Origin of the sequence: Pseudomonas sp. R4-39-08 (genome assembly GCF_003852275.1) — a bacterium.
GTDB lineage: Bacteria > Pseudomonadota > Gammaproteobacteria > Pseudomonadales > Pseudomonadaceae > Aquipseudomonas.
The window spans coordinates 2,159,772-2,182,309 of record NZ_CP027733.1 but is presented as its reverse complement, the minus strand read 5'-3'; the positions used below and the strand labels follow the sequence as shown (position 1 = coordinate 2,182,309).

At 60.6% G+C, this 22,538-nt stretch carries 18 protein-coding genes and 2 pseudogenes; 10 read left to right on the top strand and 10 right to left on the bottom strand.

Going from position 1 to position 22,538, the window contains the following annotated elements:
• Nucleotides 1–36: 36 nt before the first annotated feature.
• From C4J88_RS10100 to C4J88_RS10075, 6 genes are read right to left on the bottom strand one after another with little or no spacing between them, the layout of a single operon-like run.
• The gene (locus tag C4J88_RS10100) at nt 37–639 is read right to left on the bottom strand and encodes an amino acid synthesis family protein (RefSeq protein ID WP_124362231.1); all 603 of its coding nucleotides are present in this window, start codon (nt 637–639) and stop codon (nt 37–39) included.
• A gap of 15 nt (nt 640–654) precedes the next feature.
• Complete coding sequence (locus C4J88_RS10095; protein WP_124362230.1) at nt 655–1,122, bottom strand: VOC family protein; 468 nt, start codon at nt 1,120–1,122, stop codon at nt 655–657.
• An 11-nt stretch (nt 1,123–1,133) separates the two neighbouring features.
• Complete coding sequence (locus C4J88_RS10090; protein ID WP_124362229.1) at nt 1,134–2,174, bottom strand: YCF48-related protein; 1,041 nt, start codon at nt 2,172–2,174, stop codon at nt 1,134–1,136.
• A 12-nt stretch (nt 2,175–2,186) separates the two neighbouring features.
• Nucleotides 2,187–2,981, bottom strand: coding sequence for an SDR family NAD(P)-dependent oxidoreductase (locus C4J88_RS10085; protein ID WP_124362228.1), 795 nt, complete (start codon nt 2,979–2,981; stop codon nt 2,187–2,189).
• A gap of 27 nt (nt 2,982–3,008) precedes the next feature.
• Nucleotides 3,009–4,499, bottom strand: coding sequence for an aldehyde dehydrogenase family protein (locus tag C4J88_RS10080; protein WP_124362227.1), 1,491 nt, complete (start codon nt 4,497–4,499; stop codon nt 3,009–3,011).
• An 11-nt stretch (nt 4,500–4,510) separates the two neighbouring features.
• Complete coding sequence (locus tag C4J88_RS10075) at nt 4,511–6,052, bottom strand: acetolactate synthase large subunit (RefSeq protein ID WP_124362226.1); 1,542 nt, start codon at nt 6,050–6,052, stop codon at nt 4,511–4,513.
• 291 nt (nt 6,053–6,343) lie between these two features.
• Here C4J88_RS10075 and C4J88_RS10070 point away from each other — a divergent pair, with 291 nt between their 5' ends.
• Nucleotides 6,344–7,102, top strand: coding sequence for an IclR family transcriptional regulator (locus C4J88_RS10070; protein ID WP_124406846.1), 759 nt, complete (start codon nt 6,344–6,346; stop codon nt 7,100–7,102).
• A 26-nt stretch (nt 7,103–7,128) separates the two neighbouring features.
• Here the strand turns inward: C4J88_RS10070 and C4J88_RS10065 are convergent, their stop codons facing one another.
• From C4J88_RS10065 to C4J88_RS10055, 3 genes are all read right to left on the bottom strand, one after another.
• The gene (locus tag C4J88_RS10065) at nt 7,129–8,451 is read right to left on the bottom strand and encodes a hypothetical protein (RefSeq protein ID WP_177412824.1); all 1,323 of its coding nucleotides are present in this window, start codon (nt 8,449–8,451) and stop codon (nt 7,129–7,131) included.
• Between the two features lie 92 nt (nt 8,452–8,543).
• Nucleotides 8,544–9,965 (bottom strand): aldehyde dehydrogenase family protein, encoded by a 1,422-nt coding sequence (locus C4J88_RS10060; RefSeq protein WP_124403728.1) that lies wholly within the window; start codon nt 9,963–9,965, stop codon nt 8,544–8,546.
• A 97-nt stretch (nt 9,966–10,062) separates the two neighbouring features.
• A complete protein-coding gene (locus tag C4J88_RS10055; RefSeq protein WP_124362223.1) occupies nt 10,063–11,511 on the bottom strand; it encodes an APC family permease in 1,449 nt (482 codons plus the stop codon).
• 262 nt (nt 11,512–11,773) lie between these two features.
• On the opposite strand from C4J88_RS10055, the gene C4J88_RS10050 reads away from it, so the two are divergent.
• From C4J88_RS10050 to C4J88_RS28035, 3 genes and pseudogenes are all read left to right on the top strand, one after another.
• The gene (locus C4J88_RS10050; protein ID WP_124362222.1) at nt 11,774–13,264 is read left to right on the top strand and encodes an MFS transporter; all 1,491 of its coding nucleotides are present in this window, start codon (nt 11,774–11,776) and stop codon (nt 13,262–13,264) included.
• A 102-nt stretch (nt 13,265–13,366) separates the two neighbouring features.
• Nucleotides 13,367–14,647: pseudogene (locus C4J88_RS28040) on the top strand (HAMP domain-containing protein); the annotation flags it as partial.
• Nucleotides 14,648–14,980: 333 nt separating this feature from the next.
• Nucleotides 14,981–15,505: pseudogene (locus C4J88_RS28035) on the top strand (methyl-accepting chemotaxis protein); the annotation flags it as partial.
• A 66-nt stretch (nt 15,506–15,571) separates the two neighbouring features.
• Here C4J88_RS28035 and C4J88_RS10040 read toward each other — a convergent pair.
• Nucleotides 15,572–16,534 carry a helix-turn-helix domain-containing protein gene (locus C4J88_RS10040; protein WP_124403726.1) on the bottom strand — a complete coding sequence of 321 codons (963 nt, stop codon included), beginning with the start codon at nt 16,532–16,534 and terminating at the stop codon, nt 15,572–15,574.
• Nucleotides 16,535–16,746: 212 nt separating this feature from the next.
• On the opposite strand from C4J88_RS10040, the gene C4J88_RS10035 reads away from it, so the two are divergent.
• The 6 genes from C4J88_RS10035 to C4J88_RS10010 all read left to right on the top strand — a co-directional run bounded on the left by C4J88_RS10035 (nt 16,747) and on the right by C4J88_RS10010 (nt 22,535).
• Nucleotides 16,747–18,123 (top strand): aspartate aminotransferase family protein, encoded by a 1,377-nt coding sequence (locus tag C4J88_RS10035; protein WP_124362219.1) that lies wholly within the window; start codon nt 16,747–16,749, stop codon nt 18,121–18,123.
• A gap of 38 nt (nt 18,124–18,161) precedes the next feature.
• Nucleotides 18,162–19,616: an aldehyde dehydrogenase gene (locus C4J88_RS10030; protein ID WP_124362218.1), complete on the top strand. Its 1,455-nt coding sequence runs from the start codon at nt 18,162–18,164 to the stop codon at nt 19,614–19,616.
• Nucleotides 19,617–19,714: 98 nt separating this feature from the next.
• On the top strand, nt 19,715–20,278 hold the full coding sequence (locus C4J88_RS10025; RefSeq protein WP_124362217.1) for a cytochrome b: 564 nt from the start codon (nt 19,715–19,717) through the stop codon (nt 20,276–20,278).
• Between the two features lie 317 nt (nt 20,279–20,595).
• Nucleotides 20,596–21,345 carry a hypothetical protein gene (locus C4J88_RS10020; protein WP_124362216.1) on the top strand — a complete coding sequence of 250 codons (750 nt, stop codon included), beginning with the start codon at nt 20,596–20,598 and terminating at the stop codon, nt 21,343–21,345.
• A 115-nt stretch (nt 21,346–21,460) separates the two neighbouring features.
• On the top strand, nt 21,461–21,685 hold the full coding sequence (locus tag C4J88_RS10015; RefSeq protein ID WP_124362215.1) for an AlpA family transcriptional regulator: 225 nt from the start codon (nt 21,461–21,463) through the stop codon (nt 21,683–21,685).
• A 4-nt stretch (nt 21,686–21,689) separates the two neighbouring features.
• Nucleotides 21,690–22,535, top strand: a complete 846-nt coding sequence (locus C4J88_RS10010) for a ParA family protein (RefSeq protein ID WP_124362214.1) — start codon at nt 21,690–21,692, stop codon at nt 22,533–22,535.
• The last annotated feature ends 3 nt before the right edge of the window (nt 22,536–22,538 follow it).

Below are 22,538 nucleotides of genomic sequence, written 5' to 3'. Positions count from 1 at the left end.
GGTTTTGATCCAATACTGCTTGATGCTGCGCCTTTATCAGTGCAGCCCGTCAATACCTTTTACATCCTCGGCCTTCAGGCCGCCCAACCGCGCATGCAAACGGCCGCGGGTGGCGAACGCCCAAATCACCACTACCTCATCAGCCGAAGGGCCGTCACCGAACGTCAGGGAGAAGCTGTCGTAATGCGAACGCACGTACAGCGCGTCTTTGTGGGCCAGCGGTACGTCGATGGTCGAACCCGGCCCGCCGCGTTTGCCGGTCGAGGGCACCCACGACTTGCCACCGCCCAGGGCGACGCGGATCGGATCGGCGGCCGGGTTGGTGAGGAACGCGTTGCCGTGCTCGTATTCTCCCGCGCTGCCCACCAGGATGGCCTTGCCATAGCTGACAATTTCATGTGCGCCGGCCAATGCCTTGATGCGCCGGCCGAACTCTTCGCCCAGCAGCGGCGACGGCTCAGTCAATTGCGAGAGGTCCTCGCTGTAGCGCCCGGCATAAGGGTTGGCGATCACGGCAGCCACGGCGTATTTGAACAGCGGCTCGCCATCGGCCAGTTGGCCACTTTCGTTGGCCAGGGTTTCTTCGATGAAGCTGTACCATTTGCGGATGTGATAGCTGGCAAAATTCGCGGTTTTCATCAGGTGAACCTCGGTTCAAATCGGGTCAAGGGGGTCAAGGGGGTCAAGCGTGATGTTGCGACTCGGCGCACGGGCGGCCTTGAAGCGGGCCTTGCCGCACGCATCGTCATGCTCTGTCTCGAGAAAGAATTCCATGCGATTGCAATCGGGGTCGTTGAAATACAGGCCGTTGCCGATTTCATGATCGGTAATTTTCACCACCTCCACCCCCTTCTTCAGCAACATGCCGTAGAGCTGGCGCAAGGTGGTCATGTCACCTTCGATTTCCAATCCGTAGTGCTGCAGGCCCAGGCCGCCCTGATGGGCGCCCGGTTCTGCACGAATCAAGGCGATGTCGTGATGTTTGGTGCCAAACGCCATCATGACCCAGCTTTCGCCCCGGGCACTTTCGTGCATGCCCAGGATGTCGGCATACCAGCGCGCCGACACATCAGGATCACTCACAAATAGCGATAAGTGAGTCCGAAGGATTTTGACTTTCATCACCGATTTCCTCAGTTTTTCTTGACGATGGATTGATGCCCGGCCTTGATCTGCGCCACGGCAGGCGTCCAGAGCACATCCGCGATCTCACTGAATTCACGCCAGTGCTTCTGCCAGCCGTCCCCGCCATTGTCAGAAGTGAACAAGTGCCCATACTTGGTGCCCGCCACGATCTGGCGCGGGTTGGCCGGGTTGAAGGCAATGGCCCAGACGCAGGAGTTGGGTTGCTGCGGCAGCGGCAATACCTCCCAACTGAGGGCGGCGTTACGGGAAATCAGGATTTTGCTGGTGGTGCCGGGAGTGCCGTCGGAAATGCTCAGGTACAGCGTGTCCTCGGTGCCCGGCGGCGCGTTCATGGCGCGTATGTAGTACAGGCCGAACGCTTCCCGGCCAACAATGCCGGTCCAGGTCAAGCCTTCATCAAGGCTGCGGTAGACCGCGTTGACGCACACCACCACGATGACTTTTTCGCCATGGTTGGGCAGCACCAGGATGTTGTGGATATCCGAGTTGAAGTCCCACAGCAGGCGGTCATCAACCCGAGTCCAGCTGTCGCCACCGTCGCGGGAATGGAACAGCCCACCCTCCTCCAGGCCGAACCACACCTGATTGCGGTCGGTGGGGTCGTAGGCGAAGGCCAGCAAACGTGGGCGACTGACGCCGTCGCAGAATTCCGGGATCTCCACCGGCGCGCGATCCCAGCTCAGGCCGCCGTCCAGGGTGCGCCACAGCACAGCGCGCGAGGGCGCACCGGTACCGACAAAGATCCGCTGGGCATCCTGCGGGTCCACCGCGACCTTCCACACCGTCTCGCCGTTGAACGGCGAATCGACGCGCTGCCAGTGCCCACCGGTGTCGTGGCTGACACACAAGCCCACGTCGGTGCCGGCATAGATTCGCTCGGGCGTGTCGGGATGCACGCTCAAGGAGCGGGTGATCGCGTCGAATTCCAGGTCTTGCCCCAGGCCCAGACGATGCCAGGTCTTGCCATCGTCGGCACTGCGAATCACCGCCTGCCCGACGGTGGCGACTAAAAGGGTTCCGTTACTCATCTCTGATACTCCTCAGATATAGATGCCACGGGTCAAACCACCGTCGATGCCGATGGACTCACCGGTTACCGCGCCAGCCTTCGGCGACGCCAGGAAGCCGATCAGCCAGCCCATTTCGATCGGTGCCAGGGTGCGGCGAATCGGCGTCGCGTCGATGTAGGCCTGTTCAACCTGTTCCGCGGTCTTGCCTTGCTTGACCGCTTCGCGCTCGTACAGCTCCTGGATATGCGGGGTATCCACCACGCCGGGGTGAATCAGGTTGACCGTGATGCCCGACGGACCGAGCTGGTCGGACAGGGTTTTGGTCATGTGGGCAATCGCCAGGTTGCGCATGCCCGAGAGCACTTTGCTGCTGCGCCCGGTGAGCCCGCCGATGTTGATGATGCGACCGAAGCCGGCAGCCTTCATGTGCGGGGTCACGGCCTTGGCGCAACGGAAGTAGCCGATCACCTTGGTGTTGAGGTCCGACAGCAACTCCTCGTCGCCGGCGTGCTCGATGTCATTGCGTACCACACCAGACGGCGCGGCAGCACCGTTGACGAGGATGTCGATGCGGCCGAAATGCTTGTACGCCGCATCGACCATCTCCGACACGGCCTTCATGTCATTGGTGTCACAGAACAGCGGCAGCACTTCATTACCGGTCTGTGCCGTGATCTCTTCGGCAGCCAGTTGCAGGAACGCCATGCGCCGCGCGCAGATCACCACCTTGCAACCTTCCTCGGACAGAAAACGTGCGACTTCCTTGCCGATGCCCATGCCGCCGCCGGTCACAATTGCCACACGGCCTTTCAATTCCAGATCCATTGCCATTTCCTCTTGTGATTGTTCGATTCAGGCGAGATCGACGAAGACGCTTTTGGTCTCGGTGTAGGCGTCGATCACGTTCTTGCCCATTTCCCGGCCCCAGCCGGATTGCTTGTAGCCGCCGAACGGCGAGGCCGGATCGACCACGTTCCAACAATTGATCCATACCGAGCCGGCCTTGAGCTGCGCGGCCACGCGGTGCGCCGAGCGCAGGTCGCGGGTCCACAGGCCGGCGGCAAGGCCATAGGGCGAGTCGTTGGCGCGCAGCACCAGTTCGTCGATTTCGGTCCAGGCCATCACGGTCAGCACCGGGCCGAAGATTTCTTCGCGGGCCACGCAGGCGCGCTCGGCGCGGTCCAAAAACACGCTCGGAGCAATGAAGTGACCACGCTCCAGGTGTTCGGGACGGCCGCCGCCGCAGATCAGTTCGGCGCCCTCTTCCTGGCCCCGCTGGAGGTAACCCTTGACGGTGTTCAATTGCCGCGCGGACACCAGCGGGCCCATGCTGCTGGCCGGGTCCAGGCCATCGCCGAGTACGTGGGCGGCGGCATGACGCTGCAGTTCTTCGAGCACCTGATCAAGCACACTGGCATGCACATACAGGCGTGAACCGGCCGTGCACACCTGGCCCTGGTTGTAGAAAATCCCATCGGCGGCGCCCTTGGCGGCGCGCACGATGTCGGCGTCGGGCAAGATGATGTTCGGCGATTTGCCGCCCAGCTCCAGGGACACCTTTTTCATGTTGCCGGTGGCGGCCTGGGCGATCAGCCGACCGACCTGGGTCGAGCCGGTGAAGGCGATCTTGTCGACGTCCGGGTGCTGCGCCAGTGGCGCGCCGGTGTCGACGCCCAGGCCGGTGATCAGGTTGACCACGCCCGCCGGGAAGCCTGCCGCTTCAATCAGTTGCACCAGACGAATCGCCACCAGCGGCGTCTGCTCGGCGGGCTTGAGCACCGCCACGCAACCGGTGGCCAGCGCCGGACCGAGCTTCCACACGCACATGGTCAACGGGAAGTTCCACGGCACGATCAGCGCACACACGCCCACCGGCTCGCGCAGGGTGTAGTTGAGCATCGGCGCGCCGCTGGCCGGCGAGACGGGCAGCGTGCTGCCTTCGATCTTGGTGGGCCAGCCGGCGAAGTAGCGAATGATGTTCGCCGCGCTGGCCGCTTCACCGCGCGCATTGGCGATCGGCTTGCCGTTCTCCAGGGTGATCAGTTGCGCCAGCTCCTCGCGGTGCTGGTCCAACAGATCGGCGAGGCGAAACAGCAACAAACCGCGCTGCGCCGGTGACTGCAAGGCCCAGGCGCCGGTGAAGGCTGCGCGGGCAGCTGCCACGGCCGCATTCACATCGCGCTCATCGCCCTGGGCGACTTCAGTCAGGGTCTGTTCAGTGGCCGGATTTTCCACGGCAAAGCGACGACCGCCGGCGGCGTCCTGCCAGGTACCGCCGATAAACAGGCGGCCGGGCTGGTCCAGGAACGCCTGGACGGCAGGCAATAATTGGAGCAGGTTCATGGTCGACTCCTTCACAGCGCCATTTCGATCAGGCAAGGCCCGGCATTGGCGGCGGCGTTGGCCAGCGCCCGTTGCAATTCGGCGTTGGTGTGTACGGTGCAGGACGGCACGCCATACCCTTTGGCCAGGGCCTTCCAATCGATACGCGGACTGTCGAGTACGGTCAGCTTGAGCGCCTGCGGGTCGAGCTCGGTCATGCCGAAACGGCGCAGTTCGTTCTGCAGGATCGCGTAGCGGTGGTTGGCGGCAATCAGGATCACCACCGGCAATTGCTCGCGGGCGATGCTCCACAGGGTCTGAATGGTGTACTGGGCGCTGCCGTCCGATTGCAGGCAAAACACCCGGTTGCCAGGCTCGGCCAGTGCGGCGCCAAAACCCACCGGAATGCCCTGGCCGATGGCGCCACCGGTATTGGTCAATACACGGTGCCGCGCGGCACGGGCAGAAGCGGTGAAAAACGGATAGCCGCAGGTGCCGCCCTCCACCGAGACAATGCAGTCGTCCGGCAGCGCGGCGGCCAACACTTGCCCCACCGACTGCGGGCTCAAAGCCGCCTCGCCCGGCGGCAGCTGGATGTCCTGCGGCGTCGGTACATAGGCCGGCGCATCCAGCGCATCGGCCAGCGCGGTCAGCGCCCCGGCCACATCGTCGCCCACTTCGGCCAGCGACAGCAGACGCTCACGCTCAGCCAACCGTGACGGAATACCTTCGTAGCCGAAATAACTGATGGGCTCCACGACACCGGCGCACACAACCTTGTCGTATTGCTCGAGGATCTCAATTGCCACTTCCGGGAAATACGGCAAGCGATCCAGGTCGGGCAAGCCGCCGCCGCGGTAGCTCAGGCGCGGGAAAGTCTCGGCAAACATCCGCACGCCGGGCAGTTGCGCCAGGCGCCCCGCCGCTTCCAGGCCGGCCACTGACAAGCCTTGGTCACCGACGATGAAGACCAGGCGCTGGCCATCGCGCAGCGCCTGGGCCACGGCTTCGATACGGTCGCCGGCAAAGCGCCGGACCGGCGCACGTAGCGGGCTGAACTGCCCATTGTGGGTCGCCGTATTGGATTGCAGGTCCATGGGCAGGATCAAGCTGGCGATCTGGCCTTTGGCTTGCCAGGCGGCGCGCATGGCTTCCTGCAAGTCCTCGCCCACACCGGACGCGGTGCGCGAGGTGCGTACCCAACCGGAAACAGTACCGGCCAGGGCCTGGATGTCGCTGGCCAAAGGCGGGTCGTAATTGACGTGCCATGACGCGTGGTCGCCGATCACATTGACGATGGGCGTGTTGGCGCGCCGTGCGTTGTGCAGGTTGGCGATGCCGTTGGCAAAGCCCGGGCCCAGGTGCGTCAGGGTCATTGCCGGTTTGCCGGCGATACGACCGTAACCGTCCGCCGCGCCGGTGCACACCCCTTCGAACAACGACAACACCGGCTTGAGGGCGGGTGCACTGGCCATGGCGGCCACCAGCGGAATCTCGGTGGTTCCCGGGTTGGCGAAGCAGTATTCGATACCACTTGCCGCTGCCGCATTCACTATTAGTTGTGCGCCATTCATTGTCAGCCCTCTCACTTGAGCGTTTTCTTTGATGAGATTTATCACATATAAAGACACTCATAACAAGATTTAATTTAAGTTAAATCTCTTATTTTGAGATTATATGCAATTAATACGTTCTCAATATAGAGTGATGACGTGTGGGGGCGGGCTTGCTCGCGAAAGCGGCATGTCAGTCCACACAGCCGTCACTGAAGTACCGTTTTCGCGAGCAAGCCCCGCTCCACATTGGATCTGGGGCGTTTTCGCCTATAGTGCTTACCCGCACGCCTCCCCTTCTCTAGGAACGAAATGAGCAGTCTGAGTAAGTTGTTGAGTGTCCTGGACCTGTTCGGTCCACAGACGTTGAAGATCGACCCGGACACCATCGCCGAGCGCATGAGCCTGTCGCGCGCCACGGCGTATCGCTACGTCAAGGACCTGTGTGACGCCGGGCTGCTGACGCGCGTGGACGCCGGCAGTTACGGCCTGGGGCCCCGCGTGATCGAGCTGGACTGGATGATGCGCCAGTACGACCCCATCCTTCTCGCCGGGCGCGAACTGATGCATGAACTGTCGACGCAGACCGGCCTTGCGGTGTTCGCCAGCGTTTTCTATGACGGGCGCATCATCAACACCTACATCGCCGAACCGACTGACACTTACCACTTCTCCTTCGGGCGCGGGCACCCGCTGCCGTTTTTTCGCGGTGCGCAATCCAAGGTGTTAATCGCCTATCAGAAAGGTCGGCGCTTGCAACGCCTGTTCGAAGAACATATGGCCGGCGACCCGGAAAGTGCCTTTGACTGGGCAAGCTTTGCAAAGGCCACGAAGAAGATTCGCAAGGACGGCTATTGCCTGACCCACGATGAACTCAACCTGGGCCTGACCGGCATCGCGGCGCCGATCATCCAGCCGGATATGGACGAAGTGGTGGGCAGCTTATCCGCCGTCGGCAGTACTCAAAGCTTCAGGCTGCTGCGCCAGGAAACCGTGATCGAGATGGTGATGGACACCACGCGACGGATTGCCGAGAACATGCGCAATCAGCCGGGCGCCGCCGCGCCCTGAAGTTGAGGCGCGACAGCCAGGGTGGATCAGAACGGTACGGCGACGGTCACCTGGCTGTATAGGTTGGTGCCATTGCCGACAGCCTGGTTTCCGCCCGTAGTGGAGTCCTGTTTTGGCTTGTAGAGACCGATCAGCGGCGTGATGATCAAGTGTGGGTTGACGGCCCACTCGGCGTACAGGTCCAGCTCCCGCGCACTGAGATTCAGCGCATCGCTTTTGCGCAGCGTGTCGAAGTCGAAGTACAACGCACCCAGGGTCAGGTTTTCCAGCGGCGTGGCTTTGAGACCCACATGCTGGATGCGCGTGTTGCTGTTGAACGGCCCGGCATAGTTGCCGGCGACTTCGCCTTGCAGCCAGGTGCCGTAGCCGGAGCTCAGACCTGTAAACAGCGAATCCCATTTTTGTGAATAGCGGGCATAACGATAGGTAACCTTCGGTGCCCAGGCCACATCGGCAAAGGTATAACCGGCTTCGCCGTACCAGGCTTTTTCCGGTCCGCTGTCTTTGTCCTGCCAGGCGTATTCGAATGCCAGGCTGACGTTCGGCAGGCCCGCATCGCCTTCGCCGCGCACGCTATAGATATTCATACCCTTGCGCTGGCGCTGAAAATCACTCGCCCAGCGATCATTCACATCAATGCCACGCACCCAGGTCAACCCCAGGGTGCCGGGCTTGGTGGTGTAATCGAGCGTACCGGCGGCCACTTCGGTTTCAGCCTGGGCGCGGTTGTCGGACTTGAGCCACAACAGGCTGCCATGCAGGCCATCCTTGCCGCCCAAGCGCAGGAACGCGGTCTGATCGAAAGCATGGCGCGCCGCCAGGTAGTAAGCACCGCCCCGGTTCAGCTTGCCATCGGCCGGGCCCTTGCCCAGGTTCGGCCCGTCGTCGTTGATCAGGAAGCCACTGCCGAGCTTGACCACTTGGCGCCCACCGGAAATATCCACACCGTCCTGGCCCAATGCCGGGAACAGATCGCCGGAGCGCCACCCTAGGTAAGCGTCTTCGATTTTGGTGGTGCGTTCGGTGCCCAGAGTGTTGCCGGCCGGGTCGCCGTCGCCCCAAGTGGCGGAGCTGAGCAGGGCGAACGCACCATAGGCGGTGCCGTTGCCCGCCAGGGACTGGTCGCCGCTCAAGCCGTATTTGATAAAGCCTTCGCGCCAGGTTGAGCCACCCGACGTGCCGTCATAGTTCTTGCGGCTGTTGAACATACCGAATACGGCGGTCATGTCTGCGTTGAAATGGCGGCTCTCATCGCTGTACAGCTCGTAGGCCTGGGCCTGGCTGATGGCGCAGAGCGTCAGGGTACAGGCCAATGTACCGTTGAGAAATGAAGTGGAGGGATACCGCATGATCGAAGCTCCTTGAAGTGCGCCTTTAAAGGCTGTCTCAGGTAATTGGCATAACAGGGGCGCAGCCGCGCTGCGCCAGGTTCGCCGAGGCGTTACTCGCCCGCGCGCTTATTGACGAACAGCAACTGCTGGCCGGTGAACTCCAACAGACCTTCAAGGCCGAACTCGACGCCGAAGCCGGACATCTTGCTGCCGCCGAACGGCGTGTTCGGTTGGATCCGGGCGTGGCAGTTGACCCAGGCCACGCCGCTTTCCAAGCGACTGGCCAAGGCCTGGGCCTGTTCGACTTCCGGTCCCCATACCGAGCCGCCCAGGCCCATGTCACCGGCGTTGGCACGGCGCAGCACATCCTCGACGTCGCTGTAAGCGATCAGCGGCAGCACTGGTCCGAATTGCTCCTCGTCCACCAGACGCTGGCCGTCGGTCACATCCGCGACCAACGTAGGCGGATAAAAGAACCCAGGACGGTCCAGACGTGCGCCGCCGCACAACACCCGTGCGCCCTGGGCCCGTGCATCGGCGACCAAGGCTTCAACCAGTTGCAATTGATCGAGGTTCTGCACCGGCCCAAAGTTGACGCCGGGCTCCAAGCCATCACCCACCACCTGGCGTTCAGCAATTAGCGTGAGCGCATCGGCAAAGGCCTGGTACTGGGATTCGTGAATGTACAAACGCTTGAGCGCAGCGCAGGTCTGGCCCATGTTGAGGAAGGCGGCCTGAAAAATCTCCTCGGCCACCTCCTCCACCGGGGTGCTGGGCAATACGATCGCGGCGTCGTTGCCGCCCAGTTCAAGGGTCAGGCGCTTGAGATTGGTGGCCGCGCCGCGCATTACGCTCTGGCCGGTGGCGGTGGAACCGGTGAAGACAATTTTCTGGATCCCCGGGTGCGAGGTGATCGCACTGCCGAACCCCTGCTCGCCGGTCACGCAGTTGATCACACCGTTGGGCACATGCCGCGCAATGATTTCCACCAGGCGCAGGGTGCTCAGCGGCGTCAGGCTCGACGGTTTGCTGATCACGCAGTTGCCGGCGCGCAGTGCCGGCATGATGTGCCACACGGCGATCATGAACGGCCAGTTCCACGGAGTGATGGAAGCCACCACACCCAAGGGTTTGCGGTGCAGCTCAATGCGCTGGGTCGGGGTTTCTTCCACCAGTTCCACGCCAATCTGCTGTTCGGCGGCATAGCGGGTCCAGGCGGCGGCGCCCATGACTTCGGAAAATGCCAGCTCCAGCGGCTTACCTTGTTCGCGCACGATCAACCGGGCCAACTCATCGGCGCCCTGCTCGATATCCTCGGCAATCGCCAACAGACGCTCGCAGCGCTGAGCATGCGAAACATGACGCCATTCCTTGAAAGCCGCCTGGGCGGCGGCCACCGCATCGTCCAGTTGAGCCAGCGAGCCGGCCGGGCATTGGGCAAATGCGGCGCCGGTGGCCGGATTGATCACCTCGAACTGTCCGTTTTCACCGGCAACCTGAACCCCATTGATAAGCATCTTGTAGTGGTGCATGTGTCATCTTCCTTTAACGCTGGCGAGCCTTGCCGGACACCGGCAAGCGAACAGTCTATAGTGTGCAAGGTGCAGTGAGACGGTATCGCTCAATGCCTCAGAGTTTGTGGCTGCCCAGCGCCAGAAAACGCTGCGGCGATACCTTGCGCAGTCGCGCGGCGAGAAAAACCCCGCCCAGCAGCGCCGCTGGAATGACTGCGCATAAGGCGTAGGACAAGAGCTGGCTCGCGCCGGTAAGCACATCGAAATGCACCACCGCCAGCACCAGCACCATCAGCAAGGCCAGGCAGGAGAAAATCGGCAGAATACGCCCCCGCCAGATGCCGACGTTGAGTTCGGGATGCCGGTGGAAATACACACACACCGAGATCGAAGTCATCGCCATGAGCAAAATGACGCACAGCGTGGCGAGGTTGGAGAACCAGGCGAACAGTTGCAGGATCGGATCCGCATCCATGGCGGCGAAGATCAGCACCACGACTGCGGCGATCAGACTTTGCAACGCCGAACCCATATGCGGGCTTTGGTGCACACGGTGGGTGGTACCCAGCAAACTGTGCAGCAGACCGTCCCGGCCGATGGCGTAGAAATAGCGTGCCGCGGCGTTATGAAACGCCAGCAGCCCGGCGTAGATGCTGACCATGAACAGCACGCGGATAATTTGCGTCAGATAGGGGCCGACAAAGTGGTCCGACATGCCGTAGATGAAGGTGGTCGGGTCCTGCAAGGCTTGCAGCATCGGCACGATTTTATCCGATCCTACGCCCACCACCATCGACCAGACTGACAGCGCGTAGAACCCGCCGATCAGCAGCACGGAGCTGTAGGTGGCAATCGGAATGGTGCGGTGTGGGTTTTTCGCTTCTTCGCCGTAAATCGTAGTGGCCTCGAAGCCGATAAAGGCCGCGAAGCAGAACAGCAGGCCGATCGACGGAGTACCGCTGAACACGTGCCGGCTGGTGAAGGAGTCGAGATTGACACCGCTGTCGCCGCCGGTCTTGAGAATCGCGACATCCAGGGTCAGGATCGCCAGGTATTCGGCAATCACCACCACCGACAATACGCGGGCCGACAGATCGATCTTGCGATAGCCGAGGATCGCGATGCTGACCATCGCCATCAGCGAGTAGGACCACCAGGGCAACACCAAGCCGTACACGCTCTCCATGGTGCCACTGACCACACCACCGAACATGCCATAGAGGCCAACTTGCAGGATGTTATAGGCAAACATCGCCAGCACACCCGCCGCCCCTCCGGCCAGGCCACCCAAGCCACGCGAGGTAAAGGCGTAGAAACCACCGGCGTTGGTGACGTGGCGAGCCATGGTGGTGTAGCCGACCGAGAACGCCACCAGCACCAGCAAGGCGAGCAACAACAACGCCGGGGTACCGGCACCATTGCCCAGCATGATGCCAATCGGGAATCCTCCTGCGATGACGCTGAGCGGACTCGCCGCCGAAATCACGAAGAAGATGATAAAGCCGACACCCAAGGCGCCACGCTTGAGCTCCGTGGAGCTGTTGACCGGGATAGATAGACTCATGTTCTTAACCTTATTGTATGAGGCAGTCGCTGTGGTGTAGGTCCGATCAAGGCGCTATCGGTACCAGGTAGCGCTTTTGTTTTTGGGATTGCACGCTGTATTCGATGCTATGCCCCCCACGAACAACCCGCTATCCCAAATCGGTAACATCGCCGGTGTCACATCAGACCGACAGATACCGGCCTTCAGGACCGATTTGGGATAACGGAGCCCCTCTGCATTCAGGCATGCTAGGTCCAGCCCCCTATTCTGGATGCCAGCCATGCCCTTTACTGACTCCAAGCGCCGCTGGCTGATACTGGCCATAATCTCCAGCGCATTACTGCTTATCGTCATTGACATGACGGTGCTGTATACCGCCTTGCCCACACTGACACGAGAGCTAGGGGCCACGGCGTCACAAAAGCTCTGGATCATTAATATCTACGCGCTGGTCGCCGCCGGACTGTTGTTGGGCATGGGCACCCTCGGGGACCGCCTTGGGCACAAACGCCTGTTTATCGGTGGCCTGGGCGTTTTCGGCCTGTTCTCGCTGATCGCTGCATTCTCGCCGTCGGCCAGCGTATTGATCGGCGCCCGTGGTTTCCTCGCGGTCGGCGCAGCGATGATGATGCCCGCTACGTTGGCGCTGGTGCGTTTGACGTTTACCGACCCGCGCGAGCAAGCCATGGCGTTCGGTATCTGGGCCTCAGTAGCCTCCGGGGGCGCCGCATTCGGCCCCGTAGTGGGTGGGCTTTTGCTGGAGCATTTCTGGTGGGGCTCGGTGTTTCTCATCAATGTACCGATTGTGCTGCTGGCTCTGCTGCTCGCAGCGACAGTGATTCCCGATCACCCGGGGAATGCGCAAAGACGCTGGGACTGGCTGGGTTCGCTGCAGGTCATGATCGGCTTGATCAGCGTAGCTTATGCGGTCAAGGAACTGGGTAAACGGCACCCCTCCTTCGAAGCCATGCTGATTGCGCTCGTCTTGGGCACGTTATTTCTGACGCTTTTCATTCGACGTCAGCGGCGTGCCGATCAGCCGATGCTTGATCTGACGCTGTTCCGCGCGTCAGGCTTCAGAAATGCAGTGATTTCAGCAGTGGTATCAGCCGCCGCCTTGATCGGCATGGAACTGGTATTCAGCCAGCGCCTGCAACTGGTGCTGGGCCTGTCGCCGCTGGAGGCGGCGCTGTTCATCCTGCCGCTGCCGCTGGGTTCGTTCGTCGCCGGACCGCTTGCCGGGCATTACCTGCCGCGCCTGGGAGAGCAGCGTATGCTGTTCTGGACGCTGCTGCTCTCAGCCGCTGCGATGCTCACCTATTTGCTGGCGCACAACGCCGCAGCGCCAGTGCAGATCGTCAGCCTTGCGCTGCTGGGCTTTACGATGGGCGCAGCGCTGACCGCAGCGTCCAGCACGATCATGCTCAGCGTGCCCGCCGACAAAGCCGGCATGGCCGCCTCCCTTGAGGAAGTATCCTTTGAACTGGGCGGCGCCGCGGGCGTGACGCTGGCGGGCAGCCTGTTATCGGCAATCTACACGTACTCGGCGAGCCAGACGATTGCGCCATGGCTGGCCCTGAATCCCATGATCTTCGAGAGCCTCGACGATGCGCTGGTGGTTGCCGCGACGTCTTCGCCCGAACACGTCACGATGCTGACCGAGTTAGCCCGTGCGGCGTTCGACGCAGGTTTCGTCGCCGTGCTGGCGGCCTGTGCGGCATTGTTGCTAATGGCAGCGCTGCTGGTCAGGCCACGTAAACTGTTGTCATGAATAGGTGACAGCAGCCGATGTAGTGACACATCCAATAAAAAGTCGGTGGTCCCAAACCAACCGATGATCGATCAACACGCTGTTCACCTGTGAGATAGCCAAATGCTCGACGCCCTTTCCATCCGCTTGAAAATCGTCCTCTTGTCCGGTTTGTGCCTGCTTGGCGTGATCGGCCTGATCGTCGGCATGAACCTCTATCAGGGTAACCAGAACAACCGGTTGATCAGCACCTCGAGCAGCAGGATGCTGACCGAAAGCGGCGAAACCCTGCTGCTGGCCAGGGCCGCGGAGCAGGCAACGAACCTGCAAAGAGTCTTCGGCAATAGCCTGCAGATCATCAGCGCTTTTTCCGACCAGGCGGCCAACTTACGCACCATGGCCGCCCAGCGGGGGTTGGCGGCCGCTACATTGCGTGAGGAACTTAACCTGGCGCTCAAGACGACGTTCGAACGCAATCCGCAGGTTCTAGGGCTTTGGCTGGTTTACGAACCTGATGCGCTGGATGGAAAAGACCGTGAGTTCGCCAACGACGCCGCACGCGCCTCCAACGAAGATGGACGGTTTGCCAGCGCCTGGAATCGCGGCGCAGGCGAAGCGATGAATATCCTGATCCCTGAAAGCGACTTGCAGAAAACCGAACTGAGCATCAGCGGCACGCCTTATAACAGTTGGTACACCTGCCCACGAGATACCCGAAGCACTTGCCTGATGGCCCCTTATGCCGACACCCAGGCCGGACAGGTTCAACTGATGACCACGCTGTCGATGCCCCTGATCGCCGATGGCAAGGTCGTCGGCACCCTTGGGGTCGATCTCGCGCTCGGCGCTCTGCAAGCTGCCGCCAGCGATGCTCAGCGTACGCTGTTCAACGGTTCAGGGCGCATGCTGATTGTTTCCGACAGTGGTGTACTTGCCGCTTACAGCGCGGACGCGAGTCAGATCGGAAAAAACATCAGCGTTCCTTCGGCAGAGGATGGCAAAGCAGTGCTCACCGCATTGAAACAACAAAAGCCGGTAGTGCTGGCACGTGATGACCTGATTCGCGCTGTCTACCCCGTTGCGCCAATGCCCGAAGCGGCGGCGTGGGGAGTGGCTATCGACCTGCCGAAGGGCGTCCTGCTGGCGGACTCAATGAAGCTTCAGGCCTTGCTTGACCAGACGCAAACCCGCGACATACTGGAGTCGCTGCTGGTCGCCATCGGCGCAGGGTTGTTGGGCCTGCTACTAATCTGGTTCACCGCCTCCGGTGTGACACGCCCCATCAACAGTGTCGCTCGAATGCTCAAGGCGATTGCCAGCGGCGACGGCGACCTGACCCAGCGGTTGGATTACCGCAAGAAAGATGAACTGGGCGAACTGGTGAACTGGTTCAACCGGTTTCTCGACAAACTGCAACCCACCATCGCGCAGCTCAAGCAGAGCATCACCGCAGCGCGCGGCACCGCCGACCAGTCTTCGGAAATCGCGCGCCAGACCAGCGAAGGGATGCAGGTACAATTTCGCGAGATTGATCAATTGGCAACCGCTTCCCACGAAATGAGCGCTACTGCGCACGAAGTCGCCAACAGCGCGTCAAACGCAGCCCTGGCGGCCCGGGGCGCAGACCAGGCGTCCAAAGAAGGCATAACCATCATTGAGCGAAGCACCCGTGACATCAACGCGCTGGCCAGTGATGTCAGCAAGGCCGTAACTGAAGTCGAAGCTCTGGCGATCAACAGCGAACAGATCGGCTCGGTGCTGGAAGTGATCCGTAGCATCGCCGAACAGACCAATCTGCTCGCCCTCAACGCCGCGATCGAGGCCGCACGGGCCGGGGAAAGCGGCCGGGGTTTTGCGGTGGTTGCCGACGAAGTACGCAACCTTGCCAAGCGAACTCAGGATTCGGTAGAGGAAATCCGTTTGGTGATTGAGCGTATCCAGACCAGTACGCGTGGCGTAGTGGCAACCATGCACTCAAGCCAGACTCAAGCCCAGAGCAACGCCAGCCAGATCCATCAGGCCGTGGAGGCGCTCGGTAAAATCAGCAACGCGGTTACGGTCATCAATGACATGAACCTGCAGATTGCAAGCGCGGCGGAAGAGCAGAGCGCGGTGGCCGAGGAGGTCAATCGCAACGTCTCGACCATCCGCGGCGTGACCGAGACACTGACTGAACAGGCCGCCGAGTCGGCGCAGATCAGCAGTCAGCTCAACGAACGGGCCAACCAGCAAATGAAACTGATGGACCAGTTCCGCGCCTAGAACGTAGCGGGCATCGACCGCACTGCGCGGCCAGGCGTACGCTCAGCTCCACCGCCGCGCTGGTGTTCAGGCGCGCGCGCAGACGGGGATGGCAGCGCGAGGAGTGTGGGACGGCAACTCTGCAAACAGCGTCTGGTACTCTTCGGCAAAATGGCTGAGGTGGTAGAAACCCCATTGAGCGGCGACATCACCAATCGAAAGGTGGGACGCGAGGGTACACATCAGGGTGCGGCGCACACCGTTGAGCCGGACCGAGCGCAAGTAGTTCAGCGGCGTGGTCTCGGCTACCGAGCGGAAACTGTTTTGCACGGTGCGCCGACTTACCTGCAGGCGTTGGCACAACTCGTTAACGCTGGGCACGTTGATCATTTCGGCAGTCGTCAGCCGGTGGCATTTCTCGACAATGAAGCTGCGCGTGGAACTCGGACTGCGTTGCTGCTTGTCACAGGCCGGGTCGGTAAGCAATTGCAACAACTCACCGAGCAAGGCCCGTTCCAGCCCCTGCTCGCGCACGCTGTCGAGTTCGTCATCGATCTCAGCCAGGGAAAGCATCGCGAGCAATCGAAGCCGAGCCTGGGTGAAGCGCTGGGCGGACACTCGGATCACTGGCTGGCGCAGCAACCGAGTGATCTCACTGGCCGACGCCGTCTGCGCCAGCGCCTGTTCGAACCAATCGCGTTCGAAAGTGATGGACAGCAGCTCCATGCCCATCGGCATATGGAACATGAACTCCTCGCCCCCCTGCAGAAAGAACAGGCTGCTGTCATCCACTTCGCGCCCCTGCATGCGCGTCGAACCCGGCACGCTGATCGGCACGGCGAAGCACATCTTGCCGCGCGGCGCCACACCGCGCTGCACCACCCGCTGGTTGATCTGCTCGCGGAAAACGTGGCAACGCGCAGTGGTCAGCTGCATCAGCGAACTTTCGGCCAGACCGGCGGTTAACTGGCTGTAATCCTGGTTCCACTCCTGAACGGTGGCCGCATGGGCATGGATATCACGAAAATGGCTTATGTGGTGGTTTCTCATGATGTGCGAAAAGCCTCTGCCAATTTTTGTTTTTAGTTCGCATTCCTTTGCGATATTCGCACAAAGTTCAAATCCCGCGAAATTTCTTCTCAAATCCCCTTTGTCGAAAACTGCGGACGGCCGATTCATCTATTTGCCGATTCGGGCTAACGGTCAAGGACACTCCATGAGAATGATCCACACACTGAAACCGCTACCCCAGAGAGTGCGTCATGATCGAGTCCAAACTAGAATCCCTGCACTTCGCGGATGCCCCGCGAATTATTTCCAGCACCCTGCCCGGCCCCCTGACCCGCGAGGCCCTGGCGTTGTCGGCGAGCACCGAATCAATGGCGCGTGGCGGCGGCCGCATGCCTATCGCCATGGACCGCGCGTTCGGCGCGACCTTCAAGGATCCCGACGGCAACACCTTCATCGACCTGTCTGCGGGCGTAGGCGTCAGCAGCGTCGGTCGTTGCCACCCGAAAGTCGTGCAAGCCATCCGCGAACAGTCCGAAGTGCTGATGCATGCCCTGGAAATCAACAGCACCCGCCGCACCGAACTGGCCGCCAAGATGTCCGAGATCGCGCCCGACGGCCTGCGCGGCGACTGCATCACGTTCTTCACGCAAAGCGGCAGCGATGCGCTGGAAGCTGCGATCAAGTTCGCCAAACGCATTACCGGGCGCCACCAGATCCTCGCCTTCCACGGCGGCTACCACGGCGTGTGGAACGCCTCCGGCGCCCTGACCACCGGCACAGCCTACCGCAAGGGCTACGGCCCGATGATGGGCGGCGTGATTCACGCGCCCTACCCATACGCCTACCGCTTTCCCTTCGACACCAGGCAAAAAAGTGCCGAGCAAATTGCTGGCGACTATGTGGACTACCTGCTGAACAGTCCTTACACCGCCGCCGATGACGTGGCCGCGGTGATTGTGGAACCGGTGCAGGGCGAAGGCGGCTACGTGCCGCCCTCCCCCGAGTTCCTGCAACTGTTGCGCAAGGCCTGCGACCGCGCCGGCGCGTTGCTGATCGTTGACGAAGTACAGTCCGGTGCGGGCCGCACCGGCAAGATGTGGGCGGTCGAACACTCCGGTGTGAAACCCGACATGCTGACCTTCGGCAAGGGCATTGGCAGCGACTTGCCAATGGCCGGGTTGATCATGCGTTCGGACCTCGCCGCCCAGATTCCCGACGGCTCGATGCCTAATACCTTCGCCGCCAACTCGTTGTCTGCGGCCGTGGCGTTGACCAATATCAGTATCTTGCAGGACCCGGAACTCGGTCTGCTCGATCGCGCCCACACCCTGGGGCTGGAAGCGCAGGAACGTATCCGTGGGTTCAACAGCCCGTTCGTTGGCGAAGTCCGCGGCCGCGGTTTGATGATCGGTATCGAGCTGGTGGAAGACGCCGCCACCAAGACACCGCTCGAGGGCGCCAAGATTGGCCAACTCATGGGCTACCTGATGAACCATGGCGTACTGATGATCCCTTGCGGGCGCTACAGCAACGTGATGCGTGTGATGCCCTCGCTGACGATCACACGCTCGCTGTTCTTCAAGGCATTGGACATCTTTGGTGATGCGCTGGCTTCCCTCAAGGCATGAGGCGTGTCACCTCCGAACAATCACGCATGGACATCCACATGACTCAGCACCTGAACCACTTTATCCAGGGCGCGCCCTTCGAAGCCAGCGACGGCGCGCGCATCCCCCTTATCAATCCCGTGACCGAACAGGTGTACGGCAGTTGCGCAAGCGGCACCGCCGAGGATGTGGACCGGGCCGTGACAGCGGCGCGCGCCCAGCTGGAAGGTGGCGCCTGGAGCCGGCTTGACGGCGCCCAGCGCGGCCGGCTGTTATCGAAACTCGCTGACCTGGTGGAGCGCGACAGCGAATCACTGGCCGACATGGACGCCGACGCCATCGGCCGTTCACCGCTCGAACCGCGCCGGATGGACCTGCCCAACGCTATCGCCAACCTGCGCGCCGCCGCCGGCTGGGCCAACCAGCTTGAAGGACGCACCATTCCCACCGGCGGCTACTTCGGTCGCAAGACCCTCTCGTACACCGTACGCGAGCCAGTGGGAGTCGTGGGCGCCATCGTGCCGTGGAACTCACCGCTGATGATCACCGTGTGGAAGCTCGCCGCATTGCTGTCGGCGGGCTGCACCGTGGTTATCAAACCTTCGGAAGAAACCCCGCAATCGGCCCTGCATCTGGCGGCGCTGGCGCAGGAAGCGGGATTTCCTGACGGCGTGATTAACGTAGTCACCGGTTACGGTGCCCAGGTAGGCCGCGCCTTATGCGAACACCCGCATGTGGCCAAGATCAGTTTCACCGGCAGCCCCGAGGCTGGGCGTGAGATCCAGCGCACCGCGGGTGTGCTGTTCAAGCGTGTGGCACTCGAACTGGGCGGCAAAAGCCCGCAGATCGTGTTCGACGATGCGCCTTTCGATGAGGCGCTGTTCGGCTGCACCCTGGGCCTGTTCGCCAACCAGGGGCAGATCTGTGCAGCCGGCTCGCGCATCCTGGTCCAGCGCAGCCTCGCCGAGAGATTCGCTGGTGCACTGGCCGACGCCGCGCGCGCGGTCAAGGTCGGCGATCCTCGCCAGCCTGACGTGCAGATGGGGCCGGTGGCCAAGAAAGCGCAATTTGATCGCGTCAACCGTTACATCCAGCTCGGTATCGACCAAGGCGCCTCGCTGCTGGCCGGCGGCGTATCCACCCCTAACCAGGGCTGGTTCGTACGCCCAACGATTTTCGCCAATGCCCGCAATGACATGACGATCGCCCAGGACGAGATCTTCGGCCCTGTCGGCACGGTGATCACCTTCGACAGCGAAGAAGAAGCCGTGGCACTGGCTAACGACTCCGCCTACGGCCTGGCCGCCACGGTGTGGACCACCGACCTAGCGCGCGCGCACCGCGTGGCCGCAGCGGTAAAGGTCGGCGCCATCGGCGTCAACTGCTGGAGCCCGCTGGACGCCAACCTGCCGTGGGGCGGCGTCAAGGCCAGCGGCATCGGCCGCGAAGGCGGGCTGAGCGGCGCGCTGGTCTACACCGAGGAGAAAGTGATCACCGTGCTGCTGCCTGCCTGAGAGCAGTCACTGCACTTGCCATCCTCGCGGCCATGGCCGCGGAGGGTGGCATTCAATCGTGCGTTTTCAACGCCTTGATGATCAATGAAGAGACTGCGATGAACAACCAAACACAAACGGCAATCGATCGGTATCCCGTGTCCCTGCGCATCCTGCACTGGGTGCGTGCCGTCGTCATAGCCGGGCTGCTCTGGGCCGGCTGGCACATGACCGGGCTCGATGATGAAGTCGTGAGTAAATACACGCTCTACTACCCGTGGCACAAATCGTTCGGCGTGCTGGCGTTTCTGCTGGTGTTAGTACAGATCGCCTTGCGTGTTCGCACCCCCGCCCTTCCGCAGCCACCGCAAACACTGGCGGCGCATGAGCGTTTCCTCTCACGGTTTGTACAACGCTCCATGTACGTGCTGATCGTGGCCGTCCCGTTGATGGGGTACTCGATGTCAAGCACCTACACCATGAGCGACGGGGTATTCTTTTTCGGTGTGAACCTGCCGGAGCTGCTGACAAAGAATGACGATTGGTTTGTCGTGTTCCAATGGCTACACAAGGTACTGGCCTATACCTTGCTGGTGTTGATCGTGCTGCATATCGCGGGTGCGCTCAAGCACCGACTCTTCGACCGCGACCCTCGTAACAATGTGTTGCGCCGCATGCTATGAATTAATAACCTTCTCGATGCAAGCACAGGATGCGCCACCCCCCTGTAGAGCATGTAATAACAGTTGCTACCGGTCGGTGCCCTTAGATATCGGCCGAGGTGTAGCGCATAAGACATCCTCGCTGCAACTGTTCCAACTAACTTATACTTTCAAATCGGGATATAAAAACTGCGCCGGCAATATAATCAGTCAAATGGAATGACCTCACCGAGTCAACTTGAGTGAATCCGTCGCTGCAAATCAGCTATTAGCAGGTTCGCGATGTAAGAAGGTACTACGGGAGGCCCATCCATCCAGAAATGGAGGTCTACCAGTAGATGCCTACTAACTTTTCTAATCCGCAAACCAAGCTCTTCTATAGGCCCATAGAAGCGGCTCTGCGCTGGTGTAATCTTATTCATCATGAGTCTGAAATATTGAAAGCCGCTTGGCTGCAGCCAAATAACCTGCCTCAGCTGTTTTGTCGATGGCCAAGTCTTCAGGCAGCCGTAGAAAAGATCGGTGATGCTTTACGAAATGGAGAACTGCCTTATGGTTGCCTCGGCATTTCTGTTCCTTTGGGAAGCTATGTAGAGCCCTATCAGCTTACCATCCGCCATTCAGACTTACGCCGTTGGATGGAGATTCATTATCCCGACCATAAGCCCAGTTTTTTATTCGAGTCCGGTGAGGATGCACCTGCAAAGGTGAGCCTCGGAACTTTTCTCTCGTTGAAAGCAGATCGAGATGAGTTATCGAGAGCGTTCAAAGCGCAACAGCAGCTCATTCAAGAAATCTTGGGAGAACTCCAGTCGATTGGACTTGAGAGAGATGATCTCAAAGCCTTGGCCAAAACGAATGGTCAACTCAGCGAGCGCAGCGAACTGACCTATCACAACATCATTGGGGCATTGGTCAGCCTTCTCTTGGACCATTCGCCCGCCGGAAAACCTCTTTCGGTATTCACGAATCAAGCAGCCATCGTTGATGCCATTGTCGCTCGTCACAAAGATGTGCCCGGCCTCAGCAAGCGCACGCTGGATGAAAAGTTTGCCGTGGCCAATCGTAGCCTCAAAAAAAACAACTGATCCAGTCAATTGCGTTGCAATAGGCTTGATTGCAATGCAATGACTCATCCCGCCTTGTGCGATTCAATCCATGTCACTTCCCACCACGCGCCAATCGGCGCCAGGAGTGACTAGCATGTCCAACCAATCTGTCACCTCAGTTGAAGCACCTCAACCCCAACGCCACATCATGCGACGTGATGAGGTTGAACAAAAAACCGGCTTCAAACGTGCGCACATTTACAACCTGATGAAGGAAGGCAAGTTTCCGCGGGCGAAGCGTATCGGACTGCGCGCAGTTGGCTGGGACTCACTGGAAATCGAGCACTGGATTGCAGAACGCCTTTCGCAACAGGAGTGAGGGGATGCACGTGATATCGGTGGTTTCCACTAAGGGCGGGGTAGGTAAAACGACAGTAGCGGCCAATCTCGGTGGTCTGTTGGCCGATGCTGGCTTGCGCGTTCTGCTGTTGGATCTAGATAGCCAACCCACCCTATCCAGTTATTACTCATTGAGCCAAAAAGCTCATGCAGGTGCGTACGAACTCATTGCACTCAAGCTAACAATACCTGAGCGAATAATATCTAGGACTGCAGTCGTCGGTCTCGACCTGATTTTCTCCAACGACGATCAAGGTCGACTGAGCACCTTGTTGCTGCATGCCCCTGACGGACGACTACGCCTGCACAATTTGCTCAACGAGTTGTGTCTCAATTATGACCTGCTTTTGATCGATACTCAGGGAGCACGCAGTGTACTGCTGGAGATGGCCATCCTGGCCTCCGATCTCGCCCTCTCTCCCATCACGCCAGAAATGCTCGCTGCCCGCGAAATGCGCCGTGGCACCTTGAAGCTATTGAGTGAGCTCGAGCCGTTTCGCCACCTGGGCATCGACCCGCCGCCCTTACGGCTCTTACTGAACCAGGTAAACGTCAATCGAGTGGACACCCGGATGATCATCCGAAGCCTGCGCGAGACTTTCGCAGAGGCTACCAATATCTCGGTGCTAGACACCGTAATCCCGGACCGAGTGGCCTATCTCAATGCCGCCTCCCTCGGCTTACCGGTCCACCGAATAGATACACGCCCGTCGAGTAAACGTCGACGCTCGCAGTCTGCGCTAGAAATCATGCAGGCGCTGGCCATCGAATTATTTCCGGAATGGCGCGAAGCGATCTCATCGGTAATGAGGTGTGCGGAACCTCAATAAAAC